This window comes from Mycobacterium sherrisii, from assembly GCF_002102355.1.
GTDB lineage: Bacteria > Actinomycetota > Actinomycetes > Mycobacteriales > Mycobacteriaceae > Mycobacterium > Mycobacterium sherrisii.
Map to the genome: position 1 here is coordinate 149,981 of NZ_LQPT01000028.1, position 15,641 is coordinate 165,621.

The window sequence follows — 15,641 nt, forward strand, 5'->3', positions numbered from 1 at the left end:
CGCTATGCTGGGTCGGTGGACCGTCCCAGCTACCACCACGGCGACCTGCGCGCGGTGATCCTCGGCCACGCCGCGCAACTGGTGGCCGAACGCGGCGCGAACGGCATATCGCTGCGTGAGCTGGCCCGCGCCGCGGGGGTGTCACACGCCGCGCCGGCTCATCACTTCACCGATCGCCGCGGCCTGTTCACCGCCCTGGCCGCGCAGGGTTTCCGGCTGCTCGCCGAAGCGCTCAACGACGTCCGCGGCGACTTCGCAGCGGCGGCGGTTGCCTATGTGCGGTTCGCCCTCGACCACCCCGGGCACTATCAAGTGATGTTCAACCGGCCGCTGCTGGACTCCGCGAACACTGAACTGGCCGAGGCGGAAACGGCCGCGGCCACCGAGTTGGCCCGGGGCGTCGAGACATTGAGTGATACCCGGGCGCGTGCCGACCCCGGCGCGGCCCAGTTGGCGGCATGGTCACTGGTACACGGCTTTTCGACGCTGTGGCTCAACGACGCGGTCAACGCCGATGTGAAGGCAACCGACCCGCAGGATACGGTGATGCGGATCGCGACGATGTTGTTCGAGGGGTAACTAGCGGGTCGTCAGGCGGCGGGTTCGGGATCTACCGGCGGCTCCGGCCGTCTCATCGGCAAAAACGCGGCCGGGATGATCGTCACGACGATCAAGGCGACGGCGACCACGAACACGGTCGTGTAGGCGTGCGAAAAGGCTTGCGCCACACTGGCCGCGAAGTCGGGGCCCAGACCCCTCCAGGCGCTGTCCGTGGATTCGACGGGAAGACGCTGGCCGCTGCTTTGTTGTTGCGCCGCCACCAGCTTGTTGGCCGTGATCAGGCTCTGATTGTGGTTGAACAGCTGAGTCAGGATTACCGTCATCAACGCGGCCCCGATCGATCCGCTCACCTGCTGGTTGACCGTCACCAGCGTGGTGCCGCGTGCGACTTGATGCGGAGCCAGTGACTGCAGGACGGCCGCCGACAGGGGCGACGTGGTGCAGCCGACGCCGAGACCCATCACCGCCAGGCCAATCAGCAGCACCGGCGAAAACGCGGCCTGCGTCGCGACACCGTAGGTGAAGATTCCCAAACCGATCGCCATGGCGGGCAGGCCGACCAGCACGACTTTGCCGGGCCCGTGTTTGTCCATGAATGCCCCGGCCAGCGGCATCGTCAATACGGCACCGATGCCGACCGGTACCAAATGCATCCCGGACTGCATCGGCGTCTGATGCATGACGAGCTGGAAATAGCTCGGGACCAGCAGACCCACGCCGACAAAGGGGGCTCCGAATACCAGTAGGGCCAAGTTGGCGTGCGTCACGACGCGATTCTTGAACAGCCGCAGGTCGATGAGCGGGTGCTCGACGCGAAAGGAATGAACGACAAAGGCCGCGACCAACACCAGCCCCGCGATCGTCGGTGCCAGCACGTACCGATTGAGGATCGTGCCCTGTGCCGGGACGGACGACACCCCCGCCAGGAACAAGGTGACACCGGGGGGCAGCAGCAGCACACTGACGATGTCGAGCGCTTCCGCCGGAGCCGGCCGATCTTTCGGGAAGGTGAGGACCGCGAGCACCACCGCGAGCAGGCCGATCGGCAGGTTGATCAAAAATATCCACTGCCAGCCGTAGGCGCCGACCAGCCAGCCGCCCAGGATCGGCCCACCGATCGGCCCGAGCAAAATCGGAATGCCGCCGATCGCCATCAGCCGACCAACACGCTTCGGGCCGGCCTCGTGGGTCAGGATCACGAAACTCACCGGCATCAACATGCCGCCGCCGATGCCTTGGACCACCCGAAAAACAATCAGCAGCGCGATGGTTGGTGCTATCGCACAGAGCAGCGAGCCCAGCATGAACAGCAGAACCGAGCCGACAAAAAGTCGTTTGGTGCCGAATCTGTCGGCCGCCCACCCCGTTATTGGGATAACGGTGGCGAACGCCAACATGTAGGCCGCGACCGTCCACGACACGACCGCCTGATCGGAATTGAACTGGGTGACGAAGGTGCCCTGCGCGACCGCGACGACGGTGCTGTCCAGCACCGCCATGATGCACGCGAGTCCGCATACGAAGACGATGCGAAGCATCTTGGCGTCGAGCTTGTCCGGATAGTCCTGATCGGTCGCAGCCTGGACTGGGCTGGGCGGTTGCGGCGCCGCGACCCTGGGAGCGGCGGAACGCGCTCGTCCCATGGCGTCGCTGAGCATGCGGCTGAGCATATCGAGGCCGTTCTGTTGTGTTGGAGCTTTGGGTATACCCACGGCCCTCAGCTGCGCATTCATTGCCCGCGTCAGCGGCGAAACTTCCAGCTCAGGGTCCCGGCGACGCAGATAGCCGGCGACCGGCAGCGACCAAGGGTTCGACGGCTATCGGGCGGCGGTCTGGATGGCGGGCTTTCTCGGCAAAAATGCTGCCGGGATGATGGTGAATGCCACGACAATGGCCGACACCACAAATACCGCCGTATAGGCGTGTGACAGGTCGTGTAAAAGATTGGCGGAAAAGCCGGGCGCAAGAGTTTCGGGCGGTATTTGCGACGGATCGACGGGCTCGCCGGAAATTGCGGCCTTTTGCTGCAACGCCGCCAATTTATTCGCCGCGGCGATGTCGTGGCTGCGGTTGAACTGATTTGTCAAAATCATCGCCATCAGCGCGGTGCCCAGCGACCCACCCACCTGGTGGCTCACGCTCATCAGCGTCGTCCCGCGAGCGATCTGGTGCGGCGCCAACGCTTGCACGGAAGCCACCGAGAGCGGCATCATCGTGCACCCCATCCCCAGGCCCATGATCGCCAGCGCCACCAGCAGCATCGGCTGGTAGGTGACATGCCGGGCCACGCCGAAGGCAAACGCGCCCAGGCCGGCGATGATCATGGCGATACCGGCCAAGACAAACTTTCCGGGCCCCTGCCGGTCCACGAGCGGGCCGGCCAGGCGCATGGTCAGCATGGCGCCGAGCCCATGCGGGATCAGGTGCACCCCGGCCTGCATCGGGGTCTGGTGCAGCACCTGCTGCAGGTAGCTCGGAAGCAGCAGGCCCGCGCCGAAGAACGCTCCGGCGAACAGCAACATCGTCACGTTGGCCTGGGTGATGACCGGGTTCTGGTACAGCCGCAGATCGATCAGCGGATGATCCCCGCGACGCAGCGCGTGTACGACGAAGGCGGCGATGAGCAACAGCCCGATGGTGGCGGGCACCACCACGCGACGGTCGGCGACCGTCCCACAGCGCGGGATCGACGACACGGCGAACAAGAACGTCGCCAACCCCGGTGAGAGCAGCAGTCCGCCGATGACGTCGAACGTCTCCGAGCGCGCCGGTTGATCCTTGGGGAACACGACGCCGGCCAGCACGAGCGTCGCCAGTCCCAGGGGCAGGTTGATCAAGAAAATCCACCGCCAGCTGGCGGTGTCGATCAACCAGCCGCCCAGGATCGGCCCGGCGATCGGCGCCAGCAGCATGGGGATGCTCAGAATTGACATCAGCCGCCCGAGCCGTCCCGGACCTGCCTCGCGGGTCATGATCATGAATCCCAGCGGCATCAGCATGCCGCCGCTGACGCCTTGCACCACGCGAAAAACGATGAGCTGCAAGATCGTTGACGCCACCGCGCAGAGCAGTGAGCCCAGCACAAAGGCCACCACCGAGCCCATGAAGAGCCGTTTGGTGCCGAACCGGTCCGCGGCCCACCCGGCCAACGGGATCACCGTCGCCAACCCCAGGGTGTAGCCGGTCATCGTCCATGCGACGACGGCCTGGTCGGAGTCGAATTCGGTGATGAAGGTGCGTTGCGCGACGGTGACGACGGTGACGTCGAGTATCGCCATGATGGCGGCCAGCAGGCACACGCCGGAAATCCGCAGCAGCGGGGCATCCAATTTGTCCGGATAAACCCGTTCGCCGGCGCCCAGCGACCCGGTGGGGGTGGTCGGCAGTGCGGCGTCGGCCGCCGCGGAACGGGCCTTCTCCATGACGTTGCTTAGCATATCGAATCGATTTCGGGGCCGAGGCCGGCACGCGTTTGCTCCCGGGTCGGCGTCAGCCCTGTCGAGGGGGCCCCGGCGGGCACCGCATCACGGCGTTCGTTTGCGTTGATATATGCCTCTCGTCTGCGTGTCCTTCACCGTCCCGACACCTGAGCTCGCCAAACTGCGGTTGTGGCTGGAAAATTGATCGTCTCGGTCTCGGGGATAGGCGAGCGCACCCTGGACGACGTCGAGGCGTTCTGCGCCCAAATGGACGCCCGCAGGGTGCCGGTTTCGTTGCTGGTGGCTCCGCGCCTATCCGGCGACTACCGACTCGATCGCGATCCGCGCACCGTCGAATGGTTGGCGGCGCGTCGCGCCGGTGGTGACGCAATCGTGCTGCACGGCTACGACGATGCGGCGGGCAAGAAACGACGCGGCGAGTTCGCCGTGCTGCGCGCCCATGAGGCCAACCTGCGCCTGATGGCCGCCGACCGCGTCCTCGAGCACATGGGGCTGCGTACCCGGCTGTTCGCGGCGCCCGGCTGGACGGTGTCACCGGGTGTGGTGAAGGCATTGCCGCGCAACGGCTTTCGATTGCTTGCTGATCTACACGGGGTGACTGACCTGGTCCGTCACACCACCGTCCGAGCCAGAGTGCTGGGCATCGGCGAAGGCTTCTTGACCGAGCCGTGGTGGTGCCGGATGGTGGTGCTGTCGGCCGAGCGGATCGCACGGCGCGGCGGCATCGTGCGGGTTGCGGTCGCGGCGCGGCAATTACGCAAGCCGGGTCCCCTGCAAACAATGCTGGACGCCGTCGACCTGGCCTCGATGCACGGCTGCGTGCCTACGGTGTATCGGTGGCGGCCCGACAAGGCCATCCTGGACGCCGCCTGACCAAGCCGACTGATCAACCGGTGGGTTGCGGCCACTACGCTCTTCGGGCATGAGCGACTCTTCGGCGGCGGGTTTCGCGGCTGACGCGATCATCGTAGGGGCGGGGCTTTCCGGGCTGGTGGCGGCCTGTGAGCTGGTGGACCGCGGTTTACGGGTGCTCGTCGTCGACCAGGAGAACAGCGCCAACCTGGGCGGGCAGGCGTACTGGTCGTTTGGCGGGCTGTTCTTCGTGGACAGTCCCGAGCAGCGACGGCTGGGCATCCGAGACAGTCACGAGCTTGCCCTGCAGGATTGGCTGGGCACAGCGGCTTTCGACCGCGAAGAGGACTATTGGCCACGTCAATGGGCGCACGCCTACGTGGATTTCGCCGCGGGTGAGAAGCGCAGCTGGCTGAGAGAGCGTGGCCTGAAGCTCTTTCCGCTGGTCGGCTGGGCCGAACGCGGCGGCTACAACGCTCAAGGGCACGGCAATTCCGTCCCCCGCTTTCACATCACCTGGGGCACCGGGCCGGCGCTCGTCGACATCTTCGCTCGCCGACTGCGAGACCGGTCCACGGTGCGCTTCGCGCACCGGCATCAAGTAGACGAACTGATCGTCGAGAACAACGCGGTGACCGGCGTCCGGGGCACCGTCTTGGAGCCCTCAGCCGAGCCGCGCGGCCGGCCCTCTTCTCGAAAAGGGATGGGCCAGTTCGAATTCCGCGCTTCTGCCGTGATCGTGACCAGCGGCGGCATCGGCGGCAACCACGATCTGGTGCGCAAGAACTGGCCCGAACGAATGGGACGGGTGCCCGAGCAGATGCTCAGCGGGGTGCCGGCGCACGTCGACGGCCGGATGATCGGCATATCGCAGCGGGCGGGCGCCCGCGTGATCAACCCGGACCGGATGTGGCATTACACCGAGGGCATCACCAACTACGATCCGATCTGGCCGTTGCATGGAATCCGCATCATCCCCGGACCGTCGTCGCTGTGGCTGGATGCCGCCGGCAACCGGCTACCGATTCCGCTGTATCCCGGCTTCGACACCTTGGGTACGTGCGAATACATCACCAAATCCGGATACGACTACACCTGGTTCATCTTGAACGCCAAGATCATTGAGAAAGAATTCGCACTTTCCGGGCAGGAGCAGAATCCGGATCTGACCGGTCAGAGTGTGCGGGCGCTGCTGCGCAACAGGGTCAGTTCCGGTCCGCCCGGCCCGGTACAAGCGTTCGTCGACCGGGGGGTCGACTTTGTCAGCGCAGACTCGTTGCGCGAGTTGGTAACCGGGATGAACAAGCTGCCGAATGTGGTCCCGCTGGATTATGCGACGGTGGCGGCCGAGGTCACCGCCCGGGATCGGGAGGTGGTCAACAAGTTCAGTAAAGACGGTCAGATCACCGCGATTCGTGCGGCCCGCGGATACCTGGGCGACCGGCTGGGCCGGGTCGTGCCGCCACACCGGCTGACCGACCCGAAGGCCGGGCCGCTGATTGCCGTCAAACTGCACATCCTGACACGAAAGACGTTGGGCGGCATCGAGACTGATTTGGATGGGCGTGTTCTGACAGCCGATGGCAAGCCACTGGCCGGTCTGTATGCGGCCGGCGAGGTGGCCGGGTTCGGCGGTGGCGGGGTGCACGGCTATCGGGCGCTGGAGGGCACCTTCCTCGGTGGCTGCATCTTCAGCGGCCGGGCCGCCGGGCGCGGTGCCGCCGGCGATATCACCTAGTCCGGCCATTCGACGGCGGCGCCAGCTAGAACGTGACTCCGGACTCTTCGGGCAGCACCTGGAAGTCGGTGTCGGTCATCTCGGTGAAACGGCTGTAATAGAGGCCGCGCGCCTCGGGTGCGACGACGCCCTGGTGAATCGGCACCGCCCGGGCCGGAGCGACCGCGCGCAGGTAGTCGATCGCCTCGGCGATTTTCATCCATGGCGCTGCCGCCGGTGCGGCCAACACGTCGACCGGCTCGTCGGGCACGAACAGCGCGTCACCGGGATGCATCAGCCGGGCGCGGTGGTCCCCGTCGCCCACCAAAAACGAAATGTTCTCTATCACAGGGATTTCCGGATGAATGGTGGCGTGCCGACCCCCGACGGCCCGCACGGTCAATTCCCCGATTTGTAGCTCGTCACCCACGTGTACGACCTGGAACGGCGCGTCCAGCTGTGCCGCCGTCTGCGAGTCGGTGTACAGCGCGGCACCGGGATTGGCCTCGATCAGCGCCGGCAACCGCGCCGGGTCGACATGATCCGGGTGCTGGTGGGTGACCAGAATGGCGGACAAACCGGTGATTCCCTCGAAACCGTGCGCGAAGACACCGGGGTCGAAGAGCAAGCTAGTGTGGTCGAACTCGGCAAGTAGGCAGGAATGCCCGAAATGCGTCAGTTGCATGTTTACGATTGTGCCCTGACGGGGGTGGTCGTGTGCGGGTAGTTTTCGCGACGATACTGGTCGCCGGTGGCCTGGTGGCGGGCATCGTTTTCGTGGTCCCCGCGCCGGCCGAACCCGAGACCTGCCCGCCGGTGTGCGACCAGATCCCCGCGAGTGCGTGGATCCCGCAGAGTGCGATTCCGCTGAACTCCACCTACAACTGGCCCGCGCTGGCGGGCCGGGCGGTGCGGACGACGGGGCTGCGGCCGGGTCCGCGGTTTCGGTTCGAGGAGCTGTGCGCAACGCCGCCGCGCCCGCAGGACCCGCGCGAGTCGGCGGTCGCGGCCCGTGCAGCGGTGGCTGCGCCCGACGGGCAGTGGCAGCTGCAGGCCCAGATCCTGCACTGGCGCGGCGACACGGCCCACGGCGGCGCCATCGCGGGATCGGTGTTCGCCGGCGCCGTCGCGGCGCTGCGCGACTGCCAGCAAGGGGCACCGCTGCAGTCACCATCGATCACCACCGACGAGACCAACCGGATGGCCGCGGTGATCAGCGGACCGGTGATCATGCACACCTACCTGGTCGCCCACGTTACGAGCAGCACAATCGCCGAGCTGACGCTGTGGTCGTCGGGACCGCCCCAGGTGCCCTGGCCGTCGATGCTCGATACCAAACCGCTGGATGCGATGACGGCGCCACTGTGTGACGCCTACATCGCGTCCTGCCCGTGAGCCGCGCGGCCCGGTGGCCGCCGGTAGAGTTGGGGCCGGTAGCAAATCGTCAGGAGGGACGCCGGTGGCACGGGTGGTCGTCAATGTGATGCCCAAAGCGGAGATTCTCGACCCGCAGGGACAGGCAATTGTCGGCGCGCTGGGCCGACTCGGACATCCCGGAATTTCAGAAGTTCGGCAAGGCAAACGGTTCGAGCTGGAGATCGACGACTCCGTCGACGATTCTGCGCTCGCCGAAATCGCGGAATCCCTGCTGGCCAATACCGTGATCGAGGACTGGTCCATCAGCCGGGAAGCGCTGTGAGCCCGCGGATCGGCGTCATCACCTTTCCCGGGACGCTCGACGACGTCGACGCCGCCCGGGCGGTGCGCCGCGTCGGCGCCGAGGCGATCAGTTTGTGGCATGCCGATGCCGATCTGAAGAAGGTCGACGCGGTGGTGGTGCCGGGCGGGTTCTCCTACGGCGACTACCTGCGGGCCGGTGCGATCGCCAGGTTCGCCCCCGTGATGTCCGAAGTGATCCACGCCGCGCGCGCCGGCATGCCGGTGTTGGGAATTTGCAACGGATTTCAGGTGCTTTGCGAGAGCAGACTGCTGCCCGGGGCGCTGGCTCGCAACGCCGGTCTGCACTTCGTCTGCCGCGACGTGTGGTTGCGGGTCGTCTCCAACGCGACCGCCTGGACATCGCGCTTCGACGCCGACGCGGACTTGCTGATTCCGCTGAAATCGGGTGAGGGGCGCTATGTGGCGCCGGACAACGTGCTCGACGAGCTCGAGGGCGAGGGACGGGTGGTGTTCCGCTACCACGAGAACATCAACGGTTCGATGCGCGGCATCGCCGGGATCAGCTCGGCCAACGGCCGGGTCGTCGGGCTGATGCCGCATCCCGAGCATGCGATCGAGGCGTTGACGGGGCCATCCGACGACGGGTTGGGGCTGTTCTATTCAGCGCTGGACGCCGTGCTTACTGCCTAACGTGACCGAAACGCCTGCGGCATTACGCAATTCGGCGAAAGGTTCGGTCATCGCATCCGTCGTCTCGGGTGGACCGTCGAGGGTCTGATCGTCGGTGAGCACCGTCATCCCGAGCTGATCGACGTAGCTCCACACCGTGCTGTTGATCGGTGCAAGCACCCCGGTGGGAAGGATCTCGCTCACCGCGGCGCCCACGAAATGCCCGCGTTCGCGCGGGCCCACCACGCTGGACAGGGCCACACTCATCGCCGCTGATCTCGTTGCCGGTGATGCGGTCGGACTTGTCGGTCGCGGTGGGCACCGATGCGCTGAGCGACCGGTCGGCCCGCCCGTCGTAGTTCACAACGGGGTGTGACCCGCCTGGTCGTCGTCCCGTTCGTCTTGTGCCGAGCCGTCGATGTCCATAGCGCGCGCGAGCAGCCTGCCACATCGGGTGTGCAACTGCCATGGGATGCTATCGCCGGTTTCGTTGCTCGGTCGCGGTAAGAGGGCCAGCCTCTTTCGAGTTAGTAGATGCGTCGTTGTCACGGCCGCCGTCCATACACACGATCGAGACAGAGGGGGAAAGCCGATGAGTGAAAACGGTAAAAGTCTCGAGGGTCGCGTCGCTCTGGTGACGGGGGCGGCGCGCGGGCAGGGTCGCGCGGACGCCGCCCGGCTGGCCGGCGAAGGTGCCGACATCGTCGCCGTCGACGTGTGCGCCCCGGTATCCAGCACCGTCCGGTATGCACCCGCGACCTCCGAGGACCTGGCGGAGACGGCGCGCGCTGTGGAGAATCTGGGCCGCAAAGTGCTGACCCGCGAGGTCGATATTCGCCACCTGGACGAGATGCAGCGGCTGGTCGATGACGCAGTCAGTCAATTCGGCCGGCTCGATGTCGTGGTCGCCAACGCCGGGATTTTGAGCTTCGGCAGGTTGTGGGAAATGTCCGAAGAACACTGGGACACCGTCATCGACGTCAACCTCAGCGGCACGTGGCGCACTTTGCGCGCCGCCGTCCCGGCCATGATCGAGCTGGGTAACGGCGGTTCGATCATCATCATCAGCTCGACGACCGGCCTGAAGGCCACGCCCGGCAACGGGCACTATTCGGCGTCCAAGTACGGGCTGGTCGGGCTCACCAACGCCTTGGCGGTGGAGTTGGGCGAATACAGCATCCGCGTCAATTCCGTCCATCCGTACGCGGTGAGCACGCCGATGGGCAGCTCCGAAGAGATGTTGACGTTCCTTGCCGAGCATCCGTCCTATCTGCACAGTCTTTCCCCGATGCCGTACCGCGCGCTCGGCGTTCCGGAGGAAGCCATGACTCCCGAGGACATTGCGGATGTCGTCGTGTGGCTTGCCGGGGACGGCTCGGCGAACATGTCCGGTAATCAGGTCGTGGTGGATCGTGGGTACCTGAAGCACTAGGCGCCAGGGGACGCGAGGCGGACGCTCACCCGGCGTCCCGCAGCAACGACTCCTGCGGGCACTCCGGGACACCGCTCAGCGCGGCAAAGAATTCGATGGCCTCCGCGATGCTGTGGTCGACATGGGTCGCGAACTCGTCGAACTCGATGGGTTCGCGGATCCGCCGAGAGTTGCGCGCCACCACCCCGATCCGCTGCGGGTCGGAGGATCCGTGGACGGTCGCGATAACGTCCCGGTGGTCGTGATTCCACGAATCGGCCAGGGCGGCCAGCCGTGCGCTGTCGCCCACCGGGAAGAAGCAGCCGGGAGTCACTTGGATCGTGAATTCATCACTGTGCCAACGGGAGATGCCGAGGTGGACATGCAGTCGCCGCGGACGGGTATTGGCCACGTAGAAGAATTCACCGTCGTGCTGACCGCGGAAATACCGGCTGCCGCGGGTGCACAGGTAACGTTCGATCAGCTCGGCGGACAGCGCCTCAGTCGTCATGAAATCCATGCTGGGCCCTGCGCCTTTGCGGATCCTGGGAGCGAAGCAGTGCGAGAGCCAAGAATTGGTTGAAAGTTTGCTGAGTGTAACGATTCAGTCACGCGCACAACGGAATACGGATACCGAGTCGTGACGCTATCACGTCCCTGGGCTGGTTCGGTGCTGGTTCGGGGACACGCGTCGTGCTGCGACGCGTTAACGTACGAGGGGTGAGTATGGGATTCACCGTGCAACGGTTCGACCATATCGTGATCAACTGCAACGACGTCGAAGCTACCGCCGCGTGGTACGAGCGGGTGCTGGGCATGAGACGAGAGACGTTCGGGCCGTCGAACCGGACCGCCTTGGCCTTCGGGAACCAGAAGATCAACCTTCGGCCGCTGGGCGCGCTGGCCGACGACCCCGACTGGGTCACCGGCGCTGTGGAAGCCTCAGGCTCCGAAGACCTCTGCTTCATCACCGACGCCACCCCGGACGACGTGCGCGCACATCTCATCGAGTGTGGGGTCGAGATCACCGCGGGCCCGGTGACCAAGACCGGCGCGTTGGGGCCGATGACCTCTCACTACTGCCGAGACGTCGACGGCAATCTGGTCGAAATCGCCGTCTACTGACCGCTTTCCAGCGGATACAGAGCGGGCAGGTTGATAACGATGGCCTCCTGCGTGCTACGGGCGATCACGACCTCGGCTTGCTCGTCGGGGTGGGGGTTTTCTTCCCGGTGCGGCAGATAGGGCGGGATGAACACGTAGTCACCGGGAGCGACAGCAATGCGCACCTCTTCGACTCCGTCGTGAAACACGAACTCCGGGTGCCCGCTTCGCACGTAGATCGCCGTCTCGGAGTCGCCGTGATGGTGGTTGGCGGAGACGGTCTGCGGCAGCGCATGAGTCTCACCCATCCACAGCTTCTCGGCGCCTACCAACTTGCCGTTGAGGGCCACGAACCGCCGCAGGCCTTCCGACTGCGCGGTGTTGGCACTGATGTCGGACGCCTTGATGTGGTGCACCCGGCTGCGCAGGGAACTCTGTTCGGTGACGTCGAAGTCTGGGTGAAAACCGTCGGCGGTTGCCATTTGTGCTCCTGTCGCTAATCTGAATTCCGGTAGGCTTCAAGCAGTTTCAGCCACAGCTCACTGATCGTCGGGAAGCACGGCACCGCATGCCACAGTCGGGCAATAGGGACCTGACCGGCGACGGCGATGGTGGCCGAGTGCAACATTTCGGTGGCACCCGGACCGACCATTGTTACCCCAAGTAGATAGCGCTGATCCTCGTCGACCACCATACGCGCCCTGCCACTATAGCCGTCGGCATAAAGCTTGGCGCCCATCACAACGTCACCGATTTCGACGTCGACGGTGCGCACCCGGTGCCCGGCCCGCAAGGCCTGCTCGACGGTCAGTCCGACGGCGGCTGCCTCCGGGTCGGTGAAGAATGCCTGGGGTACCGCATGGTGGTCTGCCGTTGTGGCATGCGCGCCCCACGCCGCCGTGTCCAACGGTTCCCCGGCAGCACGCGCGGCGATCGCTGCACCGGCGATACGGCCCTGGTACTTGCCCTGATGAGTCAACAACGCTCGGTGATTGACATCGCCCGCCGCGTAGAGCCAGCCCTCTTTTACGGCTTGGACTCGGCAGGTGTCGTCGATATCAAGCCAGCTGCCTGGGGACAGCCCAATCGTTTCCAGGCCAATGTCGTCGGTGAGGGGCGTCCGGCCCGTAGCGAAGAGCACCTCGTCGACCGTTACGGCGGTGCCGTCGTCCAGTTCGATGGTGACCGGCCCCGCCGGGTCGGTCCGTCGCAGCCCGCGTGGGGTGACTTCGACCCGCACATCCACACCCGCGTCGGTGAGGCCGCGCCGAATACGTTCGCCGACAAACGGTTCCATCCTCGGCAACAAAGCTGACCCGCGAACCAGCAGAGTCACCGAGGAGCCCAGTCCCTGCCAGGCGGTTGCCATTTCGACGCCGACACCGCCGGCGCCAACTATCGCCAGGCGCCTCGGTACCGTGCTGCTATCGGTTGCCTGACGGTTGGTCCACGGTCGGGCCTCGGCAATGCCCGGCAGGTCCGGAAGCGCGGCCCGGCTGCCGGTGCAGACGACCACGGCATGCTTGGCATCGAGGGAGACCTCTTTGCTGGAGGATGACACGGTGACCCGGCGGGTCCCATTCAGCCGGCCGTGCCCACGCACCAGTGTCGCGCCGATGCCGCTGACCCAGTCGGCCTGCCCGGTGTCGTCCCAATCGGTCACATAGCGATTGCGGCGGCCGAATACCCCGGCCGGGTCGATCGGCCCGGTGACCGCCTCGCGTGCGCCGTCGACCCGCTCGACGTCGGCCAGGGCAAGGACGGGTCGCAGCAGCGCCTTGCTCGGCACGCACGCCCAGTACGAGCATTCACCGCCGACAAGTTCGCGCTCGACGACCGCGACCCGCAGGCCGCCGGAGCGGGCACGTTCGGCGGCGTTCTGGCCCACCGGTCCGGCGCCGAGCACCACCACGTCGAATTCGTTGCTGGGTGTCATGTTCTCGCTTTCGGTGGGGCCTGTTCGCGTCGCTCGGCGGTCGGTTCAGCGGGTCCCGGCGGCGAGCTGCTCGGCTAGCTGTCGCAGGTCGCTTGCGACCAGGGTCGGTTGGGGCAGGCCGTCGACCGGCAGCGGAGGGTTGCCCGGTCGCGTGATCAGGGCGGTGTCAAAGCCGACGTTCTGCGCGCCGAGCAGATCCCACACATGGGCGGCCACCATCATGCAATCGGCGGGATCCACGCCGAGGGACTGGCTCGCGTAGCGGTAGACCGCGGGAGACGGCTTGAACGCCCGGCAGGCGTCCACGCTGAGCTGTCGCTCGAAAAAGCCGGCGAGTCCCGCGTGCTCAAGCGGTGTCGTCGCACCGGGGCGGTGTGGTGAATTCGTCAGCGTAACGAGCCGAAAACCGTGGTCGCGCAACGCAACAAGTCCTGCTTCGACGTCCGGGTGGGCGGGCATCGTCTGCATGTGTGAGTGCAGCCGGTCGACCTGAGCGTCGGTGATGTCGACCCCGTGGGCCTCGGCCAACATGCGCAGGACGCCTTGCCCGAGCGTGAAGAAGTCGACGTAGCGTTCGGCCAGCGTGATGGTCATCGAGTACATCACGAGTTGGCCAAACCATTCGCGCAGCACCTTCTGGTCGCCGAACAGTTCGCCGAAAAGCGGCGCTATGGAGTCGATGTCGATGAGCGTCTCGTTGACGTCGAAGACAAGTACCGACGGTGTCGTCCGCATGGCTACTGCTGCGCCTCCTGATTATCCGGAATGTCCGGCCGTATGTATCCGATCAGACACAGACATATCAACGCCATCGCGACGGCTGGCCAGCGGAGTGCGACAACCGCGGCTGTCGAGAAGACGAAGATCGTGAGGAATGATCTCATCCGCAGCAGCCTGCGCATCCGGTGCGAAACATCCTCGTGGGCGGGACGGTCGATGACCTCGGTGCACAGCGCAATGTAGGTGATGTTGACCAGGACGAACACCGAGGCATACAACACGACTGGTGCGTCGGCCAACCGGCTGTCGGCGATCCATTCGGTGGTGAACGGGATCAGTGACACCGAGAAGAGGTGCGCGAAATTGGACCACACCAGCCGCGGAGTTGCGGTCTGGGCGTAGCCGAACAGGTGGTGATGGTTGACCCAGACGATCGCAATGAACACGTAGCTGACTACGTAGCTCAGCCCCGTCGGCCACAGCGGCAATAACGCGCTGATGCTGGGCGCACCGGGCGGCTTGAGTTCGAGCACCAGAATGGTGATGAGCACCGCGAAGACGCCGTCGGAGAATGCCTGCACTCGTTCCGCGCTGACTTTGTGTGCAGCCACGGTGACCTCCCGTCGCGTCCGGTTCAGTCTGCCCGACGGTCTGCCGTCGGCGGCTCGCCGAGTATCTCGTCGATGTCGAGTCCCCGGTCGACGCCGTGCGGGACGACGGTTTGGCCCGGTTCGAGGTGCAGCCGTTTGTCGTCGAGGCGCACCTCGATCTTGTCGGGTTCGAAGGACACCAGGTTGCGCACCCGAGAAACCTCGGCCCAGGCATTGACATAGGACCAGGCGGCGCGCTTGTGGGCCCCGATATCGTAGTAAGAGGCGATTCCCTTGTAAGGACAGAATGTTTGCCCGCCAACGGGTTCGAGGGCCAAGTCGTCGATGTCGTCGCGCGGCACGTACCAACGCGGCGCAAAGCCGGACTCGTACAGAGCCAGCGGGCGGTGCGAGTCGGCGACCACCCGATCGGCGTCTCGAACCACCAGATGCCGTGAGGTGGAGCGAATGTCGATGCGATGATACGAGTCGGCCGCATGCCCAACGATGCGCTCGTCCTCCTCGTAGAAGGCGTCCGCGGCACGCCACGCGAAGGCCAGACGTCCGCCGAGAACGGCGGCATGGTGGGGCAGGCCGACGTGGTGCCACGCCGCGTGCGTGGCCTCCCGCCCGGGAGCCCGCATGGTGAACCACTGAGTGTCGCCGAGGTCTTGGTGCTGGGTCACGCGACCCTCGGAGAGCAGGACGCTTCCTGCCACGTCTTCCACCGGGAAATACGCGACGGGATAGCGTCCGGGCTCGTGCAGCAGGACCACGTCCTGGCTGTCGGCGATCCATCGGTCCGCAAAGCGGACGCGCATGCGGCGACGTAACGGCTCCGCGTAGAGCAACCGGGGCGGCAGCGGCTGCGGAGTCAGGAAGTGGCCGACCGACCCGGTGGCCAGCGGGCCTTGCTGCCATGCCAACCCCATCTTCGCCGCCACCTTTCGCCGAATACTTT

At 65.7% G+C, this 15,641-nt stretch carries 16 protein-coding genes and 2 pseudogenes; 8 read left to right on the top strand and 10 right to left on the bottom strand.

Features of this window, described 5'->3' with window-relative positions; all coding sequences use genetic code 11:
* The first annotated feature begins 15 nt into the window (after positions 1 to 15).
* Positions 16 to 579 carry a TetR/AcrR family transcriptional regulator gene (locus AWC25_RS05560; protein WP_069401897.1) on the top strand — a complete coding sequence of 188 codons (564 nt, stop codon included), beginning with the start codon at positions 16 to 18 and terminating at the stop codon, positions 577 to 579.
* 11 nt (positions 580 to 590) lie between these two features.
* Here the strand turns inward: AWC25_RS05560 and AWC25_RS05565 are convergent, their stop codons facing one another.
* Complete coding sequence (locus AWC25_RS05565; RefSeq protein WP_085166469.1) at positions 591 to 2,219, bottom strand: DHA2 family efflux MFS transporter permease subunit; 1,629 nt, start codon at positions 2,217 to 2,219, stop codon at positions 591 to 593.
* Between the two features lie 159 nt (positions 2,220 to 2,378).
* Positions 2,379 to 3,998 (bottom strand): DHA2 family efflux MFS transporter permease subunit, encoded by a 1,620-nt coding sequence (locus AWC25_RS05570; RefSeq protein WP_211281020.1) that lies wholly within the window; start codon positions 3,996 to 3,998, stop codon positions 2,379 to 2,381.
* Positions 3,999 to 4,169: 171 nt separating this feature from the next.
* Between AWC25_RS05570 and AWC25_RS05575 the strand changes: the two genes are divergently transcribed.
* Positions 4,170 to 4,874, top strand: coding sequence for a DUF2334 domain-containing protein (locus AWC25_RS05575; protein WP_069401899.1), 705 nt, complete (start codon positions 4,170 to 4,172; stop codon positions 4,872 to 4,874).
* 49 nt (positions 4,875 to 4,923) lie between these two features.
* Complete coding sequence (locus AWC25_RS05580; RefSeq protein WP_069401900.1) at positions 4,924 to 6,591, top strand: FAD-binding dehydrogenase; 1,668 nt, start codon at positions 4,924 to 4,926, stop codon at positions 6,589 to 6,591.
* Positions 6,592 to 6,616: 25 nt separating this feature from the next.
* Here the strand turns inward: AWC25_RS05580 and AWC25_RS05585 are convergent, their stop codons facing one another.
* Entirely contained in the window at positions 6,617 to 7,255 is a 639-nt protein-coding gene (locus tag AWC25_RS05585; protein ID WP_069401901.1) for an MBL fold metallo-hydrolase, read from the bottom strand.
* Here AWC25_RS05585 and AWC25_RS05590 point away from each other — a divergent pair.
* From AWC25_RS05590 to purQ, 3 genes and pseudogenes are all read left to right on the top strand, one after another.
* A pseudogene (locus AWC25_RS05590) lies at positions 7,232 to 7,965 on the top strand (ATPase). The gene AWC25_RS05585 and the pseudogene AWC25_RS05590 sit on opposite strands and share 24 nt — an antisense overlap.
* Before the next feature lie 64 nt (positions 7,966 to 8,029).
* Positions 8,030 to 8,269, top strand: coding sequence for a phosphoribosylformylglycinamidine synthase subunit PurS (gene purS / locus AWC25_RS05595; RefSeq protein ID WP_069401903.1), 240 nt, complete (start codon positions 8,030 to 8,032; stop codon positions 8,267 to 8,269).
* Positions 8,266 to 8,940: a phosphoribosylformylglycinamidine synthase subunit PurQ gene (gene purQ / locus AWC25_RS05600; RefSeq protein ID WP_069401904.1), complete on the top strand. Its 675-nt coding sequence runs from the start codon at positions 8,266 to 8,268 to the stop codon at positions 8,938 to 8,940. The genes purS and purQ overlap by 4 nt, the downstream gene beginning before the upstream one ends.
* Here the strand turns inward: purQ and AWC25_RS27280 are convergent.
* Entirely contained in the window at positions 8,911 to 9,186 is a 276-nt protein-coding gene (locus tag AWC25_RS27280; protein ID WP_069401905.1) for a WS/DGAT domain-containing protein, read from the bottom strand. The two genes, purQ and AWC25_RS27280, sit on opposite strands and share 30 nt — an antisense overlap.
* A 325-nt stretch (positions 9,187 to 9,511) precedes the next feature.
* On the opposite strand from AWC25_RS27280, the gene AWC25_RS05610 reads away from it, so the two are divergent.
* Positions 9,512 to 10,351, top strand: coding sequence for a mycofactocin-coupled SDR family oxidoreductase (locus AWC25_RS05610; protein WP_069401906.1), 840 nt, complete (start codon positions 9,512 to 9,514; stop codon positions 10,349 to 10,351).
* 25 nt (positions 10,352 to 10,376) lie between these two features.
* Here the strand turns inward: AWC25_RS05610 and AWC25_RS05615 are convergent, their stop codons facing one another.
* On the bottom strand, positions 10,377 to 10,841 hold the full coding sequence (locus tag AWC25_RS05615) for an immunoglobulin domain-containing protein (protein ID WP_069401920.1): 465 nt from the start codon (positions 10,839 to 10,841) through the stop codon (positions 10,377 to 10,379).
* Positions 10,842 to 11,056: 215 nt separating this feature from the next.
* Between AWC25_RS05615 and AWC25_RS05620 the strand changes: the two genes are divergently transcribed.
* Positions 11,057 to 11,455 (top strand): VOC family protein, encoded by a 399-nt coding sequence (locus tag AWC25_RS05620; RefSeq protein WP_069401907.1) that lies wholly within the window; start codon positions 11,057 to 11,059, stop codon positions 11,453 to 11,455.
* Here AWC25_RS05620 and AWC25_RS05625 read toward each other — a convergent pair.
* From AWC25_RS05625 to AWC25_RS05645, 5 genes and pseudogenes are all read right to left on the bottom strand, one after another.
* Entirely contained in the window at positions 11,449 to 11,916 is a 468-nt protein-coding gene (locus AWC25_RS05625) for a cupin domain-containing protein (RefSeq protein WP_085166457.1), read from the bottom strand. The genes AWC25_RS05620 and AWC25_RS05625 overlap by 7 nt on opposite strands.
* A gap of 14 nt (positions 11,917 to 11,930) precedes the next feature.
* Positions 11,931 to 13,402 (bottom strand): annotated as a pseudogene (locus tag AWC25_RS05630) (dihydrolipoyl dehydrogenase family protein); the annotation flags it as partial.
* A 13-nt stretch (positions 13,403 to 13,415) separates the two neighbouring features.
* Positions 13,416 to 14,105, bottom strand: a complete 690-nt coding sequence (locus tag AWC25_RS05635; protein ID WP_069401910.1) for a haloacid dehalogenase type II — start codon at positions 14,103 to 14,105, stop codon at positions 13,416 to 13,418.
* Positions 14,106 to 14,107: 2 nt separating this feature from the next.
* The gene (locus AWC25_RS05640; protein WP_232327205.1) at positions 14,108 to 14,701 is read right to left on the bottom strand and encodes a TMEM175 family protein; all 594 of its coding nucleotides are present in this window, start codon (positions 14,699 to 14,701) and stop codon (positions 14,108 to 14,110) included.
* Positions 14,702 to 14,724: 23 nt separating this feature from the next.
* Positions 14,725 to 15,612: a DUF427 domain-containing protein gene (locus AWC25_RS05645; RefSeq protein ID WP_085166470.1), complete on the bottom strand. Its 888-nt coding sequence runs from the start codon at positions 15,610 to 15,612 to the stop codon at positions 14,725 to 14,727.
* Positions 15,613 to 15,641 lie beyond the last annotated feature (29 nt).